24 protein-coding genes are annotated in these 20,973 nt (G+C 70.7%); 7 read left to right on the forward strand and 17 right to left on the reverse strand.

The window, feature by feature from the left end:
* Positions 1–80 precede the first annotated feature (80 nt).
* The gene (locus AB0F70_RS22160) at positions 81–3,386 is read left to right on the forward strand and encodes a family 78 glycoside hydrolase catalytic domain (protein WP_357453392.1); all 3,306 of its coding nucleotides are present in this window, start codon (positions 81–83) and stop codon (positions 3,384–3,386) included.
* On the opposite strand, the gene AB0F70_RS22165 is transcribed toward AB0F70_RS22160, so the two are convergent.
* From AB0F70_RS22165 to AB0F70_RS22205, 9 genes are all read right to left on the reverse strand, one after another.
* Positions 3,338–4,237 carry an alpha/beta hydrolase gene (locus tag AB0F70_RS22165; protein WP_357453395.1) on the reverse strand — a complete coding sequence of 300 codons (900 nt, stop codon included), beginning with the start codon at positions 4,235–4,237 and terminating at the stop codon, positions 3,338–3,340. The genes AB0F70_RS22160 and AB0F70_RS22165 overlap by 49 nt on opposite strands.
* A 20-nt stretch (positions 4,238–4,257) precedes the next feature.
* Positions 4,258–5,583 carry a glycoside hydrolase domain-containing protein gene (locus AB0F70_RS22170; protein WP_357453398.1) on the reverse strand — a complete coding sequence of 442 codons (1,326 nt, stop codon included), beginning with the start codon at positions 5,581–5,583 and terminating at the stop codon, positions 4,258–4,260.
* A 128-nt stretch (positions 5,584–5,711) separates the two neighbouring features.
* Positions 5,712–6,095: a zf-HC2 domain-containing protein gene (locus tag AB0F70_RS22175; protein ID WP_357453401.1), complete on the reverse strand. Its 384-nt coding sequence runs from the start codon at positions 6,093–6,095 to the stop codon at positions 5,712–5,714.
* A 114-nt stretch (positions 6,096–6,209) separates the two neighbouring features.
* Positions 6,210–6,401: a helix-turn-helix transcriptional regulator gene (locus AB0F70_RS22180; RefSeq protein ID WP_357453404.1), complete on the reverse strand. Its 192-nt coding sequence runs from the start codon at positions 6,399–6,401 to the stop codon at positions 6,210–6,212.
* On the reverse strand, positions 6,398–6,844 hold the full coding sequence (locus tag AB0F70_RS22185; protein ID WP_357453407.1) for a hypothetical protein: 447 nt from the start codon (positions 6,842–6,844) through the stop codon (positions 6,398–6,400). Before AB0F70_RS22185 ends, AB0F70_RS22180 begins: the two co-directional genes overlap by 4 nt.
* Before the next feature lie 104 nt (positions 6,845–6,948).
* The gene (locus AB0F70_RS22190) at positions 6,949–7,656 is read right to left on the reverse strand and encodes a haloacid dehalogenase type II (RefSeq protein ID WP_357453411.1); all 708 of its coding nucleotides are present in this window, start codon (positions 7,654–7,656) and stop codon (positions 6,949–6,951) included.
* A 231-nt stretch (positions 7,657–7,887) separates the two neighbouring features.
* Positions 7,888–8,526 carry a hypothetical protein gene (locus AB0F70_RS22195; protein WP_357453414.1) on the reverse strand — a complete coding sequence of 213 codons (639 nt, stop codon included), beginning with the start codon at positions 8,524–8,526 and terminating at the stop codon, positions 7,888–7,890.
* Positions 8,527–8,582: 56 nt separating this feature from the next.
* The gene (locus AB0F70_RS22200; RefSeq protein ID WP_357453417.1) at positions 8,583–9,149 is read right to left on the reverse strand and encodes a hypothetical protein; all 567 of its coding nucleotides are present in this window, start codon (positions 9,147–9,149) and stop codon (positions 8,583–8,585) included.
* A gap of 12 nt (positions 9,150–9,161) precedes the next feature.
* Positions 9,162–10,310, reverse strand: coding sequence for a zinc-dependent alcohol dehydrogenase (locus AB0F70_RS22205; protein WP_357453420.1), 1,149 nt, complete (start codon positions 10,308–10,310; stop codon positions 9,162–9,164).
* A 148-nt stretch (positions 10,311–10,458) separates the two neighbouring features.
* Here AB0F70_RS22205 and AB0F70_RS22210 point away from each other — a divergent pair, with 148 nt between their 5' ends.
* Entirely contained in the window at positions 10,459–10,884 is a 426-nt protein-coding gene (locus AB0F70_RS22210) for a DUF4383 domain-containing protein (protein ID WP_357453423.1), read from the forward strand.
* A 195-nt stretch (positions 10,885–11,079) separates the two neighbouring features.
* Here AB0F70_RS22210 and AB0F70_RS22215 read toward each other — a convergent pair whose 3' ends face one another.
* The gene (locus AB0F70_RS22215; RefSeq protein ID WP_357453426.1) at positions 11,080–11,961 is read right to left on the reverse strand and encodes a manganese catalase family protein; all 882 of its coding nucleotides are present in this window, start codon (positions 11,959–11,961) and stop codon (positions 11,080–11,082) included.
* A gap of 297 nt (positions 11,962–12,258) precedes the next feature.
* Here AB0F70_RS22215 and AB0F70_RS22220 point away from each other — a divergent pair, with 297 nt between their 5' ends.
* Positions 12,259–12,666, forward strand: coding sequence for a DUF6766 family protein (locus tag AB0F70_RS22220; RefSeq protein WP_357453429.1), 408 nt, complete (start codon positions 12,259–12,261; stop codon positions 12,664–12,666).
* 30 nt (positions 12,667–12,696) lie between these two features.
* Here the strand turns inward: AB0F70_RS22220 and AB0F70_RS22225 are convergent, their stop codons facing one another.
* The 4 genes from AB0F70_RS22225 to AB0F70_RS22240 are packed head-to-tail and all read right to left on the reverse strand — an operon-like array spanning position 12,697 to position 14,620.
* Positions 12,697–13,272 carry a TetR/AcrR family transcriptional regulator gene (locus AB0F70_RS22225; RefSeq protein ID WP_357453432.1) on the reverse strand — a complete coding sequence of 192 codons (576 nt, stop codon included), beginning with the start codon at positions 13,270–13,272 and terminating at the stop codon, positions 12,697–12,699.
* Positions 13,269–14,012, reverse strand: a complete 744-nt coding sequence (locus AB0F70_RS22230) for a DsbA family oxidoreductase (RefSeq protein ID WP_357453435.1) — start codon at positions 14,010–14,012, stop codon at positions 13,269–13,271. The genes AB0F70_RS22225 and AB0F70_RS22230 overlap by 4 nt, the downstream gene beginning before the upstream one ends.
* The gene (locus AB0F70_RS22235; RefSeq protein WP_357453438.1) at positions 13,985–14,155 is read right to left on the reverse strand and encodes a hypothetical protein; all 171 of its coding nucleotides are present in this window, start codon (positions 14,153–14,155) and stop codon (positions 13,985–13,987) included. Before AB0F70_RS22235 ends, AB0F70_RS22230 begins: the two co-directional genes overlap by 28 nt.
* Positions 14,156–14,209: 54 nt before the next feature.
* Positions 14,210–14,620, reverse strand: a complete 411-nt coding sequence (locus AB0F70_RS22240) for a Rid family hydrolase (protein WP_357453441.1) — start codon at positions 14,618–14,620, stop codon at positions 14,210–14,212.
* Between the two features lie 81 nt (positions 14,621–14,701).
* On the opposite strand from AB0F70_RS22240, the gene AB0F70_RS22245 reads away from it, so the two are divergent.
* On the forward strand, positions 14,702–15,073 hold the full coding sequence (locus AB0F70_RS22245; protein ID WP_357453444.1) for a helix-turn-helix domain-containing protein: 372 nt from the start codon (positions 14,702–14,704) through the stop codon (positions 15,071–15,073).
* Positions 15,074–15,108: 35 nt separating this feature from the next.
* On the opposite strand, the gene AB0F70_RS22250 is transcribed toward AB0F70_RS22245, so the two are convergent.
* A complete protein-coding gene (locus tag AB0F70_RS22250; protein WP_357453447.1) occupies positions 15,109–15,999 on the reverse strand; it encodes a LysR family transcriptional regulator in 891 nt (296 codons plus the stop codon).
* 110 nt (positions 16,000–16,109) lie between these two features.
* Here AB0F70_RS22250 and AB0F70_RS22255 point away from each other — a divergent pair, with 110 nt between their 5' ends.
* Complete coding sequence (locus AB0F70_RS22255) at positions 16,110–17,201, forward strand: TDT family transporter (RefSeq protein ID WP_357453451.1); 1,092 nt, start codon at positions 16,110–16,112, stop codon at positions 17,199–17,201.
* An 18-nt stretch (positions 17,202–17,219) separates the two neighbouring features.
* On the opposite strand, the gene AB0F70_RS22260 is transcribed toward AB0F70_RS22255, so the two are convergent.
* Positions 17,220–18,305: a phosphotransferase gene (locus tag AB0F70_RS22260; RefSeq protein ID WP_357453454.1), complete on the reverse strand. Its 1,086-nt coding sequence runs from the start codon at positions 18,303–18,305 to the stop codon at positions 17,220–17,222.
* Between the two features lie 226 nt (positions 18,306–18,531).
* Between AB0F70_RS22260 and AB0F70_RS22265 the strand changes: the two genes are divergently transcribed.
* Positions 18,532–18,957, forward strand: coding sequence for a VOC family protein (locus tag AB0F70_RS22265; protein ID WP_357453457.1), 426 nt, complete (start codon positions 18,532–18,534; stop codon positions 18,955–18,957).
* 83 nt (positions 18,958–19,040) lie between these two features.
* Complete coding sequence (locus AB0F70_RS22270) at positions 19,041–19,895, forward strand: GNAT family N-acetyltransferase (protein WP_357453460.1); 855 nt, start codon at positions 19,041–19,043, stop codon at positions 19,893–19,895.
* A gap of 23 nt (positions 19,896–19,918) precedes the next feature.
* Here AB0F70_RS22270 and AB0F70_RS22275 read toward each other — a convergent pair whose 3' ends face one another.
* Positions 19,919–20,920: an NADP-dependent oxidoreductase gene (locus AB0F70_RS22275; RefSeq protein WP_357453463.1), complete on the reverse strand. Its 1,002-nt coding sequence runs from the start codon at positions 20,918–20,920 to the stop codon at positions 19,919–19,921.
* Positions 20,921–20,973 lie beyond the last annotated feature (53 nt).

A 20,973-nucleotide genomic window follows, 5' to 3' on the forward strand; every position in this document is an offset into this window, starting at 1 on the left:
CATTCGCCTACGTTTCGGGTGCAGTTGAAACGTATCAATCTGTATCCAGGCCCCTGCAGCGTTGCATGGAAGGCATTCTGATGACGGCTCCCGCAAAGGCGCGGCCCCCCTCGGTCACGTGGCGGCGGCTGACCGCGCTCTTCACCGGTCTGGCGATAACTCTAGGAGGCACGGTGGTTCCTGGTGCGGCCGAACCGGCACAGGCGGAGGCGGGGACCCGGATCGCCGTCGCGGGTCTGACGACGAACGGGCGCGCCAACCCCCTGGGCATCGGCGGACAGGACCCCGTCCTCGGCTGGGCCTCCTCCTCGTCCCGGCGGGGCGTGACGCAGTCGGCCTACGAGATCCAGGTCGGCTCCTCCGCCGGTGCGTCCGACGTCTGGCGCACGGGAAAGGTGCGGTCGTCGCGTCAGGTCGACGTCGCGTACGGCGGTCCCGAGCTGACGGACGGCACGCGGTACCACTGGCGGGTGCGCGTCTGGGACGGCAGCGGCGCGGTCAGCCGCTGGAGCGCGCCGGCGTGGTTCGAGACCGGTCTGCTGACGGCTGACGCCTGGGGCGACGCCCAGTGGGTGGGCAAGCCCGCGCCGTCGTACGAGCACTGGACCGACTACACGGCGGCCACGCGGTTCAGGCTGAACAGCGATGCCTTCGGCGTCTTCCTCCGGGCGCAGAGCCCCAACAACACCTACATGTGGCAGATCAACGTCAGCACCGGTGTGCCCATGCTGCGGCCGCACCTCCGCGTCGACGGCGCCTACAGCCTCCTCGGCGAGGTCGACCTGCGACCGTTCGGGTTCACCGCCGCGGGACTGCTGGCCGGCGAGCACGACCTGGCAGTCCGGCTGGCCGGGGACACCATCGAGACGACGCTGGACGGACAGACCGTCGACACACGCGTCGCGACCGCCTTCGGCTGGGGCCGGGTCGGCGTCCGCACGTTCGGGGGCGAGTCGGCGACCATCAGCTCCCTGACGGTGACCAAGGCAGACGGCACGGTGCTGGCCGATCCGGACTTCAGCACCAACCCGTTCGACGCCGGCTCGTTCGCCGACGGCCAGGTCACCGTGAACCAGACCACCGATGCCATGCTCAAGGGGCCGGAGGAGTCGTTGCCGCTGCTGCGCACGGAGTTCACGACGCCCCCGGGAAAGAAGCTCGCGTCCGCGCGGGTCTACGCCTCGGCCCACGGCGTCTACGAGCTCACCATCAACGGTGCCAAGGTCGGCGACCAGTTCCTGGCCCCCGGCTACACCGAGTACGCGAAGCGGATCCAGTCCCAGACCTACGACGTGACCGACCTCGTCGAGGAGGGCGAGAACGGGTTCGGCGGCGTCCTCGGCGAAGGCTGGTGGGCGGGCAAGATCGGCATGGAGGGCAAGGGGCAGTACGGCACGAACCTGGATCTCGTCGCACGCCTGAGGCTCACCTACACCGACGGCAGCGTGCAGTGGGTGGACACGGACTCGAGCTGGAAGTGGGCGCCGAGCCCGCTCGTGGCGGCCGACAACCAGCTGGGCGAGACCTACTCCGCCGCACTGGAACAACAGGGCTGGAACAAGCCGGCGTTCGACGACGCGGCCTGGGGCCCGGTGACGGTGCGGGCCTCCGACACCGCGAAGCTGGCGCCGCAGCCCGACGAACCGGTCCGCCAGATCGACCTGCTCAGCACCGTCGAGGTCACCGAGCCGGTCGCGGGCGTGCGGATCTACGACCTCGGCCAGAACATGGTCGGCGTCCCGCGGGTCACGATCACCGGCAAGGCCGGCGAGACCGTCCGGCTCCGGCACGCCGAGGTGCTCAACCCCGACGGCACCATGTACACCGCGAACCTCCGGGCGGCAGCGGCCACCGACCACTACACGTTCGCCGAGGACGGCACGGTCACCTACCAGCCGACGTTCACCCAGCACGGCTTCCGCTACATCGAGGTCACGGGCCTCGCCCAGGCGCCGTCGTCCGCCGACGTCAAGGGTGTGGTGCTGGGATCCGACCTGCCGCGGGTGGGTCACCTCGAGACGTCGAGCGCGCTGCTCGACCAGCTGCACAGCAACGTCACGTGGGGCGCACGGGGCAACTTCCTGTCCATCCCCACCGATACGCCGGCTCGCGACGAGCGGCTCGGCTGGACCGGTGACATCAGCGTCTTCGCGCCGACGGCGAGCTATCTGAGCGACACCCGCGGCTTCCTGGGCAAGTGGATGACCGACGTGCGCGACGAGCAGTTCCCCAACGGCGGGGTGCCGTCGGTGGTCCCGTCGACCAACGGCGCCTTCGGCCTGAGCGCCGTCGGCTGGGAGGATGCGATCATCACCGTGCCGCACGCGGTATGGAACTCCACGGGCGACGCCCAGATCGTCCGGGACAACTATGCGGCGATGAAGAAGTTCTTCGACTACGCCCGGGAGAGCGCCGGCGAGGACAACCTGGAGACCGGCCGGTTGTGGTTCTTCACCGGCGACTGGCTGCACCTCGACGACCCGACCGACCAGGGTGTGCTCGGCACCGCGATCTGGGCGCAGGACGTCAAGATGATGTCCGAGATGGCCGCCGCCGTCGGCCGCAGCGCGGAGGCGGCCGAGTACGCAGACCTGTACGAGGCGGTGCGTCAGTCGTTCACCGACGCGTATGTCGCGTCGGACGGCACGGTGCTGGGGAACTCCCAGACCGGTTACGCGCTAGCGCTCGGCCAGCACCTGATCACCGACCCGGCTCGCGAGCGCGCGGCGGGGGAGAAGTTCGTGGCGAAGCTGGCGGAGACGGACTACCACCTGCGGACCGGCTTCATCGGCACCCCGTGGCTGCTGCCCGCGCTGACCAGCATCGGCCGGGACGACCTCGCCTACACGATGCTCCAGCACACGGACTACCCGTCCTGGGGCTACGAGATCGAGAAGGGCGCGACCACCATCTGGGAGCGCTGGAACTCGATAATGCCTGACGGCTCGTTCGGGCCGGTGGACATGAACTCGTTCAACCACTACGCCTACGGCGCCGTGGCGGACTGGATGCACCAGAACATCGGCGGCATCAGGATCGGCGAGCCGGGCTACCGCAGCAGCGTCATCGAGCCCACCGTCGGAGGCGGCGTGACCTCGGCGAAGGGCACGCTCCTGACCGTCTACGGCGAGCTGTCCAACACCTGGCGGCAGACCGACGACGGCCTGACGATGAAGGTGACGGTCCCGGTCAACACGACGGCGCAGGTGCGCATCCCCTCGGACCACCCGTCCCAGGTCACGGAGTCGGGCAGGCCGCTGGCGGTCAGGAACGGCATCCGGGTGGTCGGCTACGACGACCAGGACTCGAGGACCGTCGTCACCGTGGGGTCGGGCACCTACTCGTTCAGGGCGGACGCCGTCGGCGTGTCCTCAGGTCGGAAGTGACCGGCCAGGGCCTGCGCGAGGTCCTCCGGATTCTCCTCGGCGACGTGGTGTCCGGAGTTGATGCCGAACCCGTCCACGTCGTCCGCCCACTCGCGCCAGATGACCAGGGGATCGCCGTACAGGTCCTCGATGTCGTCCTGGAGCGACCACAGGACGCGGAGGGGTGCGGTGATGCGCCTGCCGGCAGCGCGGTCCGCCTCCTCGTGCGCGCGGTCCACCGTGAGTCCGGCGCGGTAGTCCTCCAGCATCGCGACCACCACCTCCGGGCGGGCCACCGCGTCCATCAGCTCCGCGTGGTTCTCGGCGCCCATGGCGGCAGGGTCGACGTTGCTGCCGTACCACGCGACCGGATCGGCGTTGATCACGCGTTCCGGGATGTCCGGCTGGGCGAAGAAGAACCAGTGCCACCACTCCGTGGCGAACCTCGCGTCCGCGCGGCGGAGGTGTTCGCTGATGGGCACGCTGTCGATCAGCGCCAGCCGCTCGACCGCCTGCGGATGGTCGAGAGCCAGCCGCAGCGCCACGTAGCTGCCGCGGTCATGGCCCGCCAGGCAGAACCGTTCGTGGCCGAGGTGCCGCATGACCGCGAGCATGTCGCCGGCGACCGCCCGTTTCGAGTGGGCGGTGTGCTCCGGGTCGGCAGCGGGACCCCGCGACCTGCCGTACCCGCGGAGGTCGGGACACACCACGGAGAAGCCCGCGTCGACGAGCCGGGGAGCCACGCGGTGCCAGGTCGCCGACGTCCGCGGATGGCCGTGCAGGAGCAGGACAGGCGGACCTGACCCGGCGTGCCGGACGAAGATCGACGCATCGTCTGTGTCTACCTGCTCGGTAGCGAATCCCTCGAACACATGTCGAGGTTATCGAAATGTCACGGGCAGCGCGGGACGGGTGCGCTCCAGGTGCTGCTCGAACGGTTCGAGACGTAGTAGTCGCTGACCCAGCGACCGTCGCGCAGCTTGTTCCACACCGCTGTGCTCCCGACCGTGCTGCCCCGGTCCTGGCACATCACGTGGGCAAGGGCGCCGCGGGGCAGCGGGTTGCCGGTGACCGAGTACGAGGTCCCAGGCCCGGTGCGGGCGTTGAGCGAGGTGGTGGTCACCTGTCCCGGGTAGATGCACCGCGGGAGCGACTGGGTGAACCTGGTGTTCGACGGGGTAGAGACGTAGTAGTCGGTGACCCACGCGCCGCTGGTCAGCCGGTTCCACACGGCGGTCGTGCCGATCTTCTGCCCGGCGGTCTGGCACACCACGGAGAGCGACGCGCCCGGCGAGTAGGAGCGGACGACGGGGTACGTGGACGACGGACCGGTGCGGGCGTTCAGCGAGGTACTGCTCGTCACGCGGTAGGCGCGTGCGACGGTGGCGACGGGCGCCCTGAGGGAGTCGGAGTCGATGTTGATGGTCACCCCGCCCCACGTCTCGTCGTGGTCGCCGCGGTACTGCTTCGCCCGCTGGAAGTCGGCCCAGTGCGAGTTCGGCGCGGTCGGCCAGCCGGTCAGCGCGGTGCTGCCGTCCCAGCGGGCCATCCACACCGCGTCCGGGCGGGCGTACGTCGTCGAGCTGTACGAGTCGGAGAGATCGCGCAGTCCCGAGTCCTGATGGACGTACACGCCGGCCAGGTACCCCGAGGCGTGCAGCTTCTTCGTCCACGCCGAGACGTATCTGAGCACCGCGGTGCGGCACGACGAGACCGCGCGGTCGTAGTGCTCGACGTCCGCGTACAGGGCGCTTCCCGGCAGCAGGCCCAGAGCCTTGGCCCTGGTGACCGCGTCGCCGGCGTCCGAGGTCCCTCGGGCGGTGGCGTTGTCGGCGGTGTAGCGGTTCGGCTTGTCGCCGACCATGCAGTACGGCTGATAACCGAAGTAGGTGGGCAGCAGCTTCCAGCCCGCCGCGGCGGCGTCGCGGACCCACGTCGAGGTCAGGTTCGGCTGCGCGCAGCCGCGGTTGTTGCCGCCGAAGTAGATGTTCACGGTGCTGTACGGCGAAGGACCTCGCCAGGCTTGCAGCGCGGCGAGCGACGGCGCGGTGCAGGCGTCGAACCCGAGCCCGACGGCACGCGTCACCGTCGAGCCGGACGGATACAGGACGGGGGTCTCGGGCTCGGCCGCCGCGGGGACGGTCAGCCCCGCGAGGAGGATCGCCAGGCTGCTGCCGAGGACGGCCGCAGCGCGGAGGATCGCGTGTCTGGCGGCCATGGCGCACCTCCTGCTGACGGACCCAGTAGTCCTGTCGAAAGTGTGCGCCTCTTCGCGCGCTTGCGCGAGGGACGAAAGCCCCGAGTTCCTGGGCAGTTTCGCCGTTCACCCGCCGGGCTACCGTCGGGCTACCGACGGCGGCGCGGCCCGAGCCGTTCGGAGACGTCGGTGCGGGTGACGGTCAGCGTCGAGGTGTCGACCACGGCGCGGCGTGCCCAGGAGGCCTCGCGGATGTCGATGAACGCACGGATGCACTCGGCGCAGCCGTCCAGGTGGAGCTCCAGGCGGCGAGCGCGGCGAGGCGGAAGGTGCCGGCCGAGGTAGTCGTGCATGGCGGCGCGGGTGGAGCGGCACTCCGGGCCGGTGACGGCGCGGACGTGGGCGACACGGGGTGCCGCGCCTGCCCGGACCTGGTCGGGCAGCGGGAAGTCCGCCATGGAACCGTTGGCCTCACCTTCGGTGTCGAGGACCGCGCGCAGGTCGTCGATACCCAGGTCAATGGTGATCGTCACGCGTTCCAGCCCCCTGTGCGCACGGCGTCCGGTTTTGACCGGCTGGGTCCTAGTTTTACTGTGGATGCGGATTCATCGAAATTTGGGTGTGATATGCCCTTTGTAGAGGATGAGTCAGTCCGGCATGAAGACGTCCTCGATGGCGCAGCCGAAGGTCCGGGCGATCAGGAAGGCGAGCGGCAGCGAAGGGTCGAACCGCCCCCGTTCGATGGAGATCACGGTCTGTCGCGAGACGCCGAGGGTGCTCGCCAGATCGGCCTGGGTCCACCTGCGTTCCAGGCGGCGGGCCGCCATGTCGTTCTTCACCGGAGCGAGCGGTGCCGGATGACGGCGTAGCGCAGGCCGGCGTCGGCCACGCCGAGCCCGATCACGGCGAGCAGAGCGGGCAGGGCGGGCGCGTCGAACCGGCCGATCATGAGCACGACGGCGCCCACCACCGTCGCCACCAGGACGTCGAGGAAGGCGCCCGCGCCGGCCTGCTTCAGCCAGAGCGACTCGGCGCTCTCGGCGCCGTGCGCGTCGCGGGTCACCGTGTGGTCGGAGACGAAGATCCTCGCCCCGAGCGACAGGGCGGGGTAGGCCGTGCACATCGCCCCGATACCCACCGCTAGCCAGAAGTCGCCGGGGTTGGTCGCACCCACCACCAGCGAGACCGCGATGGTCGCGACGGCGGCGAAGACGCCGGCCAGGACGTAGTGGGAGATGGGCGCTCGCCGCGCACCTGGTGTCGTGCCGGTCGGGTCGACCATCGTTCGCCTCCGCTGGTTGTCAAGCGTGCTTTACTCGTGGGGAAAGTAAAGCACGCTTGACTCGGTAGCACCAGCAAGAGTGCCGGGAAGGTGCGCCCGCCCCGTCAGTGGCGCTCAGCCGGGTCGAGCAGCTGTGCGTGCAGGTCCAGGAGGCTCGTCGCCCGCAGGTCGAACGTGTCGTCCGGGCCGGGCGGGTCGCCGTCGGACCGGGGTAGGTACGCCGTCCGCATGCCGGCCTGCGCGGCGGCCCGAAGGTCCCAGGCGTGCGCGGCCACCATGACCAGGGTGCCGGATCGGGTGGGTGCGCTGTCCTTCGCCAGCGCGTAGATCGCCTGGTCCGGCTTGTACGTGCGCGCGTCCTCGCTCGACAGCACCTGGTGCCACCGCAGCCCGGTGTTCGTGCTGATGCCCGCCAGTACCCGGCGGCTGGCGTTCGACACACCGAGCACCGTGCAGTCGGCGGCGAGCAGGTCCAGGCCGGCAACGCTGTCCGGCCAGGGCTCCAGCCATTCCGACGCGTCGGCCAGCCGTGCGGCGGCGTCGGGCAGCAGCAGGTCCTCGCGAACCAGCAGGCTCAGTGCCTCGCCGTCCAGCTCATGACTGGGTGCGAACGCGCGCCGGCCCTCGACGATCGCGCGTTCCTGCTCGGCGACGTGTCCCAGCCAGCGGCGGGCCACCTCCGCTGCCGCATCGCTGTTGATCCCGGCCACCTTCGTCACGCGCCGTTCCATGCTCCCGGTCTGGTCGACCAGGGTGCCGAGGACGTCGAAGACGAGGGTCGGTCGGGCGGTCCCTTCCGTCGCAGGTTCCATCCGTCCACCGTAGATGAACGTGCTGCGGGGCGAGCGGCAAGGGCGGCCGGCGCCGGACGAGCGCGGCACTGCTGTCCCCCGACCGCCTGGCCGCGTACGACTCGGGCGCGACGACGTTGCTGCCGGGCCACGGCGATCCGTGGACCGGGGGAGTGGCGGCGGCCGTCGAGCAGGCGCGCCGGACAGGCGCTCACTAGCGTCGCCCACCGAGGGCCGACGACGGGTGCGGGCTCAGTCCCGTTCGCCGGACGCCAGGCTGCCGGTCCGGGCCGCCCGGTAGGCGGGGGCCCGGAGCGCGGCGGCCCAGGGATAGGTGCCGAGCGCCCCCGGTACGTGCCGGATGGGATCGACCCGGGGCGCGTCGCCCGCGACGGCAGGCCCGCAGCGGAGCGTCCCGAGCCGGTGCCACCGCCCGCCGGGGTGTGCGGACAGGAGCACCAGGTCGGTGCCGACGAGCGCCGTCGTCCCCGTACCGCGTCGTCCGCGGGGGCGGGTGCCGGTGGGAGCGGCAGCGAGCAGCACCGGCCGGCCGTCGAGGTCCCGGAACGGCATGAGCGTGCCGAACCCGCCCCCGAGCGGGCGGAACCGGGGCGCCAGGAGGAAGCGGGTTACCCGGCCCAGACCGGTCGCCGACAGCAGGAGGTCCTGGGGCCGGTCGTCGACGGTCCAGTGCACCGCCAGACCGAAGACGTCGGGCAGCGGGGCGGGCAGACCGGCGGCGCGCGATACGCGCACGGTCACCGGGTGGGTCGCGGGTGCGCCGAGCGCGGCAGCGCCCGGCGCGTCACCGGCGTCGAGGCGCAGCGTCCCGGCGAGCACCGTGCCGGTCGGGTGGAGCGGCCTGGGGCGCCATCTGCGTACGGCCGCCACCACGGCACCGAGGGCGAGCCCGGTGACGCGCGCGGTCCGGGGCGCCTTCGCGGCCTTCAGGAGCGTGCCCGTCGGACCATTGCCCGGACACCCCGGTAGATCACCACGCCGGCCAGCACCCACGGGCCCACGACGACTACGGGATCGAGGATCTGGTGCCGCACGTCCACCCGCCCGGCCCGGGACCGGAGCGGATGGTGCGACGGCTCCGCCAGCACGCCCGTCTCGGTCACCGGGTTGTCCGGGCGGGTGGTCACGAAGGACGCGAGGTGGCCTTCGACGGCGTCCACCCGGTCGGCCGCGATCAGCAGCAGCCAGTGTGCGGCGCGGCCCTCGCTGAACCGCCGGTAGGCGTACCGGCGGACCACCCCCGACAGGCCCTTGAGCGGCACGGACGTGCCGAAGACCGGCGTCAGGCGCGCGTGCTCTATCGAGCGCTCGCGTGGCTGGAGCTCCTGCTGCTGCTCGGGCAGGTCCCAGTGCGCGCCGGTCTCCAGCCCGCGCACCTCGCGGGGGTAGGAGGGGCGGTCCGCGGGGTCGAGGTCGGCGCCCCAGCCGGGGACGCGGGCTCTGAGCTGCTCCGGCGTCTCGGGCAGAGGCGGCTTGTCGGCGGTGTACGGCACGGTCGTCCCCTCTCAGGCGGCGCCGGGCACGACGAGCGGCTTGATGCAGCCGTCGAGCTTGGCGGAGAAGATGTGGTACCCCTCGGCGATGTGTTCCAGGGGGATCCGGTGGGTCACTATGTCGTTCGGCTTGAGGTAGCCGCTGCGCATGTGCTCGAACAGCCGGGGCCACTGCCGTTTCACGGGTGCCTGGTTCATACGCAGGGTGAGTCCCTTGTTCAGCGCGTCGCCGAACTTGACAGCGCTGAAGATGGGCCCGTACGCGCCCATCACCGAGACCGTGCCGCCCTTGCGCACGGCGTCGATCGCCCAGTTCAGCGCGATCGGCGACCCACCCTGCAGCTTGAGCTTCGCGCCCGTCACGTGCTGCAGCAGGTTTCCGTCCGCCTCGGCGCCCACGGCGTCGATCACCCGGTCGGCGCCGAGCCAGCCGGTCGTGCGCTTCAGCTCCACGACGATGTCCTTGTGCTGCGTGTAGTTGACGGTCTCGGCATAGGCGAACGTGCGGGCCATCTCCAGCCGGTCGTCCAGATGGTCGACGACGACGACGCGGCCGGCGCCCATCAGCCACGCCGACCGGGCGGCGAACAGTCCCACCGGCCCGGCGCCGAGCACGACCACCACGTCGCCCTCTGCGATGTCGGCCAGCTGCGCGCCGAAGTAGCCGGTGGCCAGCGCGTCCGTGCACAGGACGGCGTCCTCCTCGTCCATCCAGTCCGGCACGATCGTGGGCCCGACGTCGGCGAAGGGCACCCGGACGTACTCGGCCTGCCCGCCGTCGTAGCCACCGGTGGTGTGCGAGTAGCCGTAGATGCCACCCACCGCCGTGGCGTTCGGGTTCACGTTGTGACAGTTGGAGTACAGGCCGCGCGCGCAGAAGAAGCACGTTCCGCAGTAGATGTTGAAGGGCACCATCACCCGGTCGCCGACGGCGATGTTGCGTACCGAAGGACCGACGTCGTGCACGACGCCCACGAACTCGTGGCCGAAGGTCGAACCCACGCGTGTGTCCGGCATGAGGCCGTGGTAAAGGTGCAGGTCCGACCCGCAGATCGCCGCGGTGGTGACCCGCACTATCGCGTCGTTCGGATGCTCGATACGTGGCAGGTCCTTCTCCTCGACGCGGATCTTGTACGGCCCGCGATACACCATTGCTCGCACTGTGACCTCCTACCGTCGACCGGGCCCGAACACCCAGACTCACGCCGTCTGCGCCGAGTCGCACCACGAGGGATTCGCGTCAAATGCGAGTGAAGCGACTCGGCCCCAGGGTGTTCGTACTGGCAATCACACGGAATGGAGAAACGCCATGACGCAATCCACGCACGCGACGCGTGTTCGGGCGCCCCATCAGTGGCTCGCCCTCACGATCGGCGTGGTCTATCTCCTGGTCGGTATCGCGGGATTCTTCGTGACCGGGTTCGACGGTTTCGCGGAGCACGACCACGACCAGACGTTGCTCGGGTTCGCCATCAACCCCCTGCACAACATCGTGCACCTCCTGATCGGACTGCTCGGCGTCACCATGTGGTCCTCACCGAGCCGAGCACGGACATTCGGCTGGCTGCTGGTGATCGGGTACGGCGCGGCCTTCGTCTACGGCCTGGCCGCGGTGAACAACCCGGACATCAACTTCCTCAACATCAACGCAGCGGACAACTGGCTGCACATCCTGAGCGTTCTCGCGGGCCTGGCCATCGCGCTGTGGCCTCGCAGGGGCGCCAGCGCCACCTAGCCCGGGCCGCGACAGGCCCGAGCAAGCTCTGGATGCGAGTGGGTGTTGACCGCCCTAGCGTCGGGGGGCGGCAGCGTGGTTTCGACGACTGCGCTGCCGCACCAGCTCGCAGGCCGCACCAGCTCGCAGGCTGAAGGCCGCCGTCCCGCACCGAGTGCGGGACGGCGGCCTTCGGTCTGCCGCACGTGAAGTCGGCTACTCCTTGTGCAGGGCGTCCTGCACAGCGCCCGCCGCCTTCTCCAGGGTCTCCGGACGACCGGTGGTGCCGTGCAGACGCACGTCCGGCTTGGTGGGCGGCGGGGCGGGCACGCCCGCCGGCGGTTCTGCCACGTACTCGAACTCGCCCTTGCCGTCCGGCGTCGGACCGCTCGCCCAGCTTCCCTCCGCCGCGGCCTGCCCGTCCGAGAAGTTGATGTACTGGTAGGACACCCCACGGTCCTCCTTGCTCACCGGGAAGGTGCTCGGCACGGGCAGGTCCTCGATGCCCTCCTCACGCAGCTCCGCCGCTGCCGCGATCCACTGGTTCTGGTGCATCGTGTCGCGCGCCAGCAGGAACGACAGGAGGTCCCGGACGCCCGGGTCGTCGGTCATGTGGTAGAGCCGAGCCACCTGCAGCCGGCCCTGCATCTCGGCGTTCGCGTTCGCCGTGAAGTCCGCGAGCATGTTGCCGCTGGCGGTGACGTACCCGGCCGTCCACGGGTTCCCGTTCGAGTCGACCGGCCGGGCGCCCGCACCGGCGACTATGGCGTGCTGCGGGTCGGTGCCGCCGATGATCGCGGCGACCGTCGGGTCGTCCTGCATGGCCCCCTCGGTGACGCCGAGGGGCGCCTTCTCGAGCAGCTGCGCGATCATCGTCGCGAGCATCTCGACGTGGCCCATCTCCTCGGCGCCGATCCCGTAGAGCAGGTCGCGGTACTTCCCTGGCATGTGCGCGTTCCACGACTGGAATCCGTACTGCATGGCGACGGTGATCTCGCCGTACTGGCCACCGAGCACCTCCTGCAGCTTGCGGGCGTAGACGGCGTCGGGCTTCTCTGGCTTGACCGTGTGCTGCAGCTCCTGGCGGTGGAAGAACATTGCGGTGCTCCCTCAAGACGGTCCATCAGATGGAGCCGCCCGCGATAGCGAGCGGCAATCCACTGTTTGCGTGCGGTTCGACCACTCGCACATGGGATCGGCGCGGGGCCGTGCGGCCGCCGGGGGATTTTTCAGATGCCGGAATCTTTGCGCGAGACGGTCCCCGTGCGAGCCGATGCACCTCGGCCTAACGTGACCGATATGGACGCCTATAGACGTCCACGGCGCGAGCCTCAATGAGCGGGACTCTCAGCGCCAGCGGCGATTGTTCGCCGGTCGAAGAGGGGGTTGGTTGTCATGACTGATAGCTCCACCGACGAAGCGAAGTCTCGCCCGCGGTTCCACCGTGCCTATTCCTTCGGCATCGTCACGGGCATCTTCTTCATCGTGTCGTGGATCGGCCAGTTCGTCTTCCAGGCGATAGCGGTGCGGAACGACGCCGAGGAGCATGGCTCGGCGTTCACGTGGTCCGACTTCTTTCCGCAGTTCCTGTCGTCCACGTTCGAGAACTGGCAGTCGGAGTTCCTCCAGCTCGTGTGGCAGGCGGCCGGCCTGATGCTCTTCTACTTCTGGGGCTCCTCGCAGTCCCGTGAGGGCGAGGAGCGCGTCGAGTCCAAGATCGATGCGCTCCTGGAGGATCGCGGCATCGACCCGGAGAGCCTGGACCGGGTGGTGCAGGACCGCGCGGACGGCAAGCGCTCCTGAGGCTGGGCTCCAGAGGCTGTGCTCCTGAGATCAGGAGGCGCTGCGCAGACCCCGGAGGGTGTACTCGGAGCGCCGGCTGTAGCCGTCGCGCGGCTGTTCGGCACAGGCCCGGGCGATGATGCCGCGTTCCCAGATGAGGAGACAGACGTCCTCGGCGGTGAGGTCGGCCCGGACCTTGCCGGTGGCCTGGGCGTCGGCGAGGAGCCGTCCGGCGTTCTCGTTGGCGTGCTCGCACAGGGCGTTCACCGCTCCGGAGGCGGGCATGGACCGCAGCAGGACGTCGTTCGCGGCGGGCTCGTCGTACTGGAGCAGCCAGATCTGCCGTAGGTAGCTCTCGAACCGTTCGACCGGGTCCTCGATCGCGCCGACCGCCGTGATGATGCCCGTGATGCGTTCGGCGACGAGTTCTTCGACCACCGCGTCGATCAGACCCTGCCGGCCCCCGAAGCGGTGGTAGATGGTGCCCTTGCTGACGCCCGCCGCGCGCGCCACCGCGTCGAGCGGGCTGTTCAGCCCGTGCGCGCGGAACACGTCGAGGGCAGCCTGGCGGATGCCCTCGACGTTGCGCTGCGCGTCGGCGCGCAGGCGCGGGGTCTCCGACGTCACCGACCGGCCCCGGCCGAGGCGGCGTCGGCGGGCGTACCGACCGTTTCGGCCCAGCTCGTGTCCAGGGCCTGCAGGAACGCGTCGACCGGCTGTGCGCCCGAGACGGCGTACTTGCCGCCGAACACGAAGAACGGCACACCCTGTATGCCGTACTCGTGGGCCTGCTGGATGTCGGCCTCGACGGCGTCCGCGAACTCCCCGCTCTCCAGCGCGGCGAGAGCGGCGGCGCGGTCCAGGCCGACCTCGGCGGCCAGGTCTGCCAGGACCTGGTGGTCGGCGACGTTGAGCCCGTCGGTGAAGTACGCCTTGAACAGCTGCTGGACCAGCTCGTGCTGCTTGCCGTGCGCGGCCGCGAAATGGCTGAGCTGGTGCGCGGTGCGGGTGGCCACTGCCTGGGCCTGGTCCAGGCGGTAGTCGAGCCCGATCTGGCGGGCGCGCTCGGTGACCTGGTCGTTCATCGCCTGCGCCTGCTCGCGCGGGAGGCCGTGCTTGGCCGACAGCAGCTCGGTCGGGCTGACCGGGGCGTCGTCGTCGGACAGGTGCGGCATCAGGAGGTAGCTGTGGTAGCGGATGTCGACGCCCGAGGCGTGCGGGAACTTCTCCAGGGCCTGCGCCAGGAGGGTGTCGCCCATGTAGCAGAACGGGCACATCACGTCGCTCCACACGTCGACCACCAGGCGGTCCGTGGCCTGGCCGAATGCCTCGCCGGCCATCAGGAGCACGCCCCGTCCAGGTCGCACACGCCGAACGCCTCGCCCGTGGGCAGGAGCTGGAACGGCGACGTGGGCGCGGGCGACGCGGCGGCGTCGACGGCCTCGGTGGTCTTCTCGGCGGGGGAGTCGACCACCGGGGCCGGGTCCGCGATCACATTACTTGACGTCATGGTCAAGAACCTTAGGTGGAACTTGAACCATGCGTCAAGATCGCTGTCCGCGGCTCAGTCGAGGACGGCGAACGCCTCTACCTCGACGAGCACGTCGGGCTCGAACAGGTAGTCGACGCCGATGAGCGAGACGGGCGGCAGCGGCCGCGGGATGCCGAGCTCGTCGGACACGCTCTCGAGACCCGCCATGAAGTCGCCCATCTTCTCGGGGCTCCAGTGTGTGACGAAGAACCGGAGGCGCACGACGTCGGCAAAGGTCGCGCCCGCACCGGCGAGGCCACGGGCCGTGTTGCGGAGCACCTGTGCCACCTGGCCGGTGAGGTCGTCGGGCGCTATGTGGTTCGCCTCGGCGTCGCGCGCGATCTGGCCGGCCACGTGCACCTGGCGGCTGCCCGTGCCGATCGAGACGTGGTGATAGGGGACTGGCTGGAACATGCCCTCGGGGGTGAGCAGCTGGACGGTCATGGAAGGTCCCTTCGTTGCCGGTCTAGCAGGTATCGCATGTCTACCTGGTGTCCGAAGGGAACTTCAACGAGACTAGGTTTCATGCCGGATACCACTCAACCCGCCGAGCGCATACTGATCTCCCCGCACCACCGTGAGCTGCTCGACCAGGTGCTCGACAAGTGGTCGCTGCAGGTGCTGGACGAGCTGTGCGAGCGGCCGCTGCGGTTCAACGAGCTGCGCCGGGCCATCCCGGTCGTGACCCAGAAGTCGCTGACGGCGACGCTGCGGCGCCTCGAGCGCAACGGGATGGTCGACCGGGTCATCGTGAGCTCGCGCCCGATCGCCGTCGAGTACCGCATCTCGACACTGGGGCGTTCCATCCAGGACCTCATCGACGCGCTGTTCCACTGGAGCGCCGAGAACATGTCCGACGTCGAGCAGGCGCGGGCCAGGTTCGACGCCGAGGACTGACGAGGGGCGAGGCGGCCGGCGCGGGCGCCGTCGCCTCAGCCGTTTCTTGCCGCGACGGCCAGCAGCTTCTCCAGCAGCGGCAGCGGCGACGCCCCGGGGGACCGGATGGCGCGCAGCTCGCGGACGAAGCGCAGGCCCTTGACGGGGACGCGGACCAGCCGCCCGGCGGTGAGGTCGTCCCGGACGGCCAGGATGCTGAGCACTGCCGGCGCCGCACCCGACGCGACGGCCGTCCGCACCGCCGCGGTGGTCGGGAGCTCGGCCAGCGGGGCGGCGATCTCGTGCCCGGCGTCGGTCAGGAGCTGCTCGGCGCTGAGCCGGGTGCCGGAGCCCTTCTCCCGGGTCACGAGCGGGGTGCGGGCGAGCTCGGCGGCGGTCACGCCCCGACGTCGGGCCCAGGGATGCTGCGGTGCGACGACGGCGACGAGCTCGTCCTGCGCGACGGTCGTGGCGAGCAGGCCGGGGATCTCCGTCGGCGTCTCCACGAACCCGAGCTGGTGGCTGCCGTCGGTGACCAGCTCGATGGCGTGCGCGCTGTTCGTCGCGGTCACCGAGACGGCGTGCTCGCCGTTGCCCCGGCCCCGGAGCGTCATGAGCCAGCGGGGGAGCAGGTACTCCGCGACCGTGAGGCTCGCGGCGATCGCCAGGGGTCGTGCGTGACCGGCGGTGCGCAGTGCGGCGACACCGGCGTCGAACCGGTCGGCCGCCTCGACCGTCTCGGCGGCCCACTGCGCCGCCATCGTGCCGTCGAGGGTGAGCGTGCTGCCGCGCGGGCCGCGGACCAGGAGCGCCACCCCGAGCATGCGTTCCAGTCGGCGCATCCGGGTGGACGCCGCCTGCTGGGTGATACCCAGCGTCCTGCTCGCGGCGGTGATCGAGCCGACCTCCGCGATCGCTGACAGGAGCCGGAGCGACGGCAGGTCCACGCCGCTCCCAGCTACAACGTGAGGTTGTGGTTCCACAATGAGATCGAGGATACCGGCCGGGTCCGCCGGTAGGGAGACTGAGGCGTATGGCCCGCTTCAGCATCGCGAATGTGACACCCAACTGGTTCGCCTCGGTGATGGGCACCGGGATAGTCGCCAATGCTGCGGTAACCCTGCCCGTCCAGCTCCCGGGCCTGCGGCAGGCCGCGGTCGGCGTCTGGCTGCTCGCGTCCGCGATGCTCGTCTTCTTCCTGACCGCCACGGTGCTGCACTGGGTGCGGCACCCCGCCGCCGCGCGTGCGCACCACGCCGACCCGGTGATGGCGCACTTCTACGGCGCCCCGCCGATGGCGCTGCTCACCGTGGGCGCCGGGACACTACTGATCGGCCGCGACGTGGTGGGCCTGCAGGCCGCGGTCGCCATCCACGCGGTGCTGTGGACCGTAGGGACCATCGCCGGCCTGGTCAGCGCGGTGGCCGTGCCGTACCTCGCCTTCACCCGGCACCAGAACGCGCACGACGCGGCCTTCGCCGGATGGCTCATGCCGGTGGTCCCGCCCATGGTCTCGGCCGCGACCGGCGCGCTCCTGCTGCCGCACATCGCGCCAGGGGAGGCCCGCGAGACGATGCTCCTGGCCTGCTACGCGATGTTCGGGCTGAGCCTCGTCGCGTCGCTCGTGATCCTGCCCCAGCTCTGGAGCCGGCTGATGCACCACCAGGTGGGCGCGGCCAGGATGGTCCCCACCCTGTGGATAGCGCTCGGCCCGCTCGGCCAGTCGGTCACCGCGGCCAGCCTGCTGGCGGCCAACGCCGGCGGCACGCTCGGGGCGACCTTCGAGCGCGGGCTCGTGTACTTCGCCGTCGTCTTCGGGGTCTCCGTGCTGGGCTTCGCCCTGATGTGGGCGGCGATCGCCGCCGCCGTCACGGTGCGCACCGCAGTCCACGGACTGCCGTTCTCGCTCACCTGGTGGTCGTTCACGTTCCCGGTCGGCACCTGCGTGACGGCGACCGCCGGGCTGGCCACGCACACCGGGCTGACGGCGCTCGCAGTGCTCTCCGTGCTGCTCTTCGCCGGGCTGGTCGTGGCGTGGGTGGCCGTCGCAGTCCGGACCGCCTGGGACAGCCTCGGCTGGCGGCTGGTGCCGGTGCCGGTGCCGGTGGAGGTGCTTGGCGAGCGCCGCGCCCTGACCACCGTGGGCTGAGCCGACCGGCGTCGGGGATCAGTGGACCGCCGTCACCACCCCGGCCGCGGCCGCCCAGGACAGGGCGCGCAGGCCTCCGGACCGGATGTCGTCGACGTGCGCGGCGAGCTTCGCCGGATTGTCGTGCTGGAAGCCCTGGCGCATGAGCGTCAGGCCAGGGCCGAGGCGGAGGTGCAGTCCCCAGGTCAGGTGCGCGATGGCGAAGCCGAGGGCCGCGGCATGGCGCAGGTCGATCCCGGCGAGATCGCTGAGGGCTCGGCCGTAGGTCTCGAGGACCGCAGGCTCGTCCAGCTCGCCGGAGCCGCCGAACCCGCGGTACAGCGAGACGAAGGTGCCGAGGTCGAATCCCACGGGTCCGACGCCTACGTGCTCCCAGTCGATGAGGGCGAGGGTGCCGCGCGGGTCGAGGCCGGCGTTGCGGGGCGTGAGATCACCGTGGACCAGGGTCTTGGGCAGCTCCGCGGCCCGCGCGCCCAGCCCTTCTGCCGCGTCCAGGCAGGTGTGCAGGTCGCGGACCTGATCGGGCGTGAACAGAACCCGGAGTCGCGGGTCGTCGGCCAGCGCCTCGAGGTTCTCGTGACCCGCCTGGATGTGATGGGTGTAGGCGGCGTAGCCCTCGAGCTCCAGCCAGGGGGCGTCGAGCAGGCCGGGGCGCAGCACGCCCGGGATGTACAGCAGCGCGGCGCGTCTGGCGGCGATCGTCGCGGAGTCGGGGGTCCAGCTCTGCTGCAGGACGGCGCCGATGTCGCGCATCACCACCCAGGTGAAGCCGTGGTGGCTGAACACCGTCGCGGCCGGTGGCGTCGTCAGCCCGTTGGGCAGCAGGTCGGAGATGCCGCTGCCGTAGAAGTGCGCCTCGCGGCGGTCCAGCAGGCTGTCCCGCGAGTCGAGCAGGCTGGGGCGGCCCCAGCCGAGGATCTTGACCGCCCACAGGGACGGGGAGGTGTTCGGGGCCGCGATGCTCGCCCGCAGGACCGCCGCCTGGCCGAGGCCGGTCGACTGGTCCACCACCGAGAGAACTCGTGCGCCCGCGCCCCAGGGGCCGTCATGGGAGGCCAGCGCGGCCTCGATCGTGTCGGCGTCGGGCAGGACACGCTCGATCATCGGTTTCCTCACGGCAACGGTGCTGTGGAGTCTCGGACGAACTACATCCGAACACGGCCGGGCGAAAGATGCGCATTTCATTCTTGATGTGCCGGGGATCCCGTGGCGGGATCTCGCGACCGGATCTCGTGACCCGTGTCGAGAATCCGGCGGCGGCTCCGTCCCAGGGTCAGAAGCGGCCGCACGGGCCGCACTACGGAGAGCGAGCAGCATCATGATCACGCGGATGGAAAACGTAGGCATCGTCGTCGAGGACCTGCAGGGCGCCATCGAGTTCTTCGCCCAGCTCGGGCTCGAGCTGGAGGGCCAGGCCACCGTCGACCAGGACTGGGCGGCCCGGGTCTGCGGGTTCGACGAGGTCCGGTGCGACATCGCGATGCTGCGGACCCCGGACGGCAACGGCCGCGTCGAGCTGATGAGGTATCACACGCCGACGGCGATCCGCACCGGGCCCGTGAACGCACCGGCGAACACGCTGGGCCTGCATCGCGTCCTGTTCGCCGTCGACGACATCGAGGGTGTCGTCGACGGTCTGCGGTCCCGCGGCGTGGAGCTCCTCGGCGAGCTGACGCGCATCGAGGACAGCTACCTCTTCTGCTACGTCCGCGGCCCCGAGGGAATCATCGTGGCGTTCGCGGAGAAGCTCGGCTGACGGTCCGCCCGACTCGCACCGGTCCTGAGTGACAGCCCGGAAAAGGATCGCGGACAGGTCGCGCGGAGAGGTTGGATGCGCTCATGGCGGTCATCATCAGCAAGCCCGGGACCGACGAGCTGAGCGAAGTTCTCGACGCGCTGCGCGAGTGGCAGGACGACGCCGCGCCGGTGCAGCTGCATCCGGGTGACGTCGGCTGGTTCTGGAGGTTCGGTGCTCAGCAGACTGCCGCGGCCCTGCGGACCTGGAGCCGGGACGGACGAGTGCTCGCCGTCGGGCTGCTTGATGGCGCCACGATATTGCGGCTGACGACGGCGCCCGACGTGCGGCGCGACGAAGAGCTGGCGCGGCAGCTGGTGACGGATCTGACGCGGCCGGAGCACGGGGTGCTCCCCGAGGGAGCGGTGAACGTCGAGGCGCCGTCCGACGCTCTGGTGTACGACCTGCTGGCGGACGAGGGCTGGGGCGCCGACGCGCCCTTCACTCCGTTGCTGCGCGACCTCACCGATCCGGTCGAGGACGTGGGCGTGCGGGTCGAGGTGGTCGGGCCGGAGCAGGTGAGCGAGCGCACTGCCGTGCAGCGAGCGTCGTTCGGCGGCTCGACGTTCACGGACGAGCGATGGCACGCGATGGCGGCCGGACCCCTCTACGCCGACGCGCGATGCCTGCTCGGCTATGACGACGCGGGCGAGGCGCTGGGAGCGATCACCGTGTGGTCGGCCGGCCCTGGAAAGCCCGGGCTGATCGAGCCGCTGGGCGTGTACCCGCGCCATCGCGGTCGCGGCATAGCGCTCACCGTCGCCGGGGCGGCCGCCCTGCGGGAGCTCGGTTCGTCGAGCGCACTCGTCGTCACCTCCAACCCTGCCGCCGTCAGCACGTACGTGTCGGCGGGATTCGAACGCCTCCCCGAGCGCCTGGATCGGCGCCGGGCCGGGTAGCCGCTCATGCGCTGACGTCCGGGTCAGAGCCGCACCAGCATCTTGCCGACGTTGCCACCGCGCATCATGTCCAGGAAGGCCGACGGCGCCCGCTCGACTCCCTCGGCCACGGTCAGCTCGGTGCGCAGCGAGCCGTCGGCGAGCCACCCCGCCGCCTTGCCGATCCATTCCGGGAACAGGTGGAAGTAGGAGTTGACCAGCATGCCGCGCAGGGTGGCGTCCTTCGCGGCCAGCGAGAACAGGTTGCCGGGTCCGGCCACGGGTTCGGTGGCGCCGTGGGAGCTGATCGCGCCCACCACCGCGATCCGGCCTCCGGAGCGCAGCGCGTCGATGGCCGCCACGAGCTGTTCTCCTCCTACGTGGTCGACGTAGACGTCGACGCCGTCGGGAGCGGCCTCGGCCAGCTGCTCGGCGAACGACCCGGCGCGGTAGTCGATGGCGGCGTCGTATCCGAAGATTTCCGTGAGCTTTGCGGTCTTGGCCGGACCGCCCGCTGAGCCGATCACCCGGGAGGCGCCGAGCTTGCGAGCGAGCTGCCCAGCGACGCTGCCCGCGGCTCCGGCAGCCGCCGAGACGAGCACGACGTCGCCGTCCCGCACCGGAGCCACGTGAGTCAGTGCCGCGTAGGCGGTGAGTCCCGTCGTGCCGAGCGCGCCCAGCCACGCCTCGGCGGGTGCGAGATCGACGTCCGCCACCGTGACGGCCGCCGCATCCACAACCGCGTACTCGCGCCAGCCCTTGAAGTGCACGACGGTCGCGCCGACCGGAACGTCTGTGGAGCGTGAAGCGATGACCTCGCCGATCGCCGCACCCTCCAGCGGTTCGCCGAGCACGAACGGGGGGAGGTAGGACTCGGCGTCGTCCATCCGCTGTCGCATGTACGGGTCGACCGACATCCAGGTGTTGCGCACCAGGACCTGGCCGTCGGCGGGCTCGGGCAGCGCGGTGCTGGCCAGCTGGAAGTCCTGCGGGCTCGGCACGCCGGTGGGGCGGGCGACCAGGTGGATCTCGCGGTTCACGGTCATGTTGTTGCTCCTCGTGCGGGGGTTCTCGCTGCTGTCGGGATCACCCTGAACCC

The sequence above is a fragment of the Promicromonospora sp. NPDC023805 genome (assembly GCF_040639635.1).
In the GTDB taxonomy this organism is placed as follows: Bacteria; Actinomycetota; Actinomycetes; order Actinomycetales; family Cellulomonadaceae; genus Promicromonospora.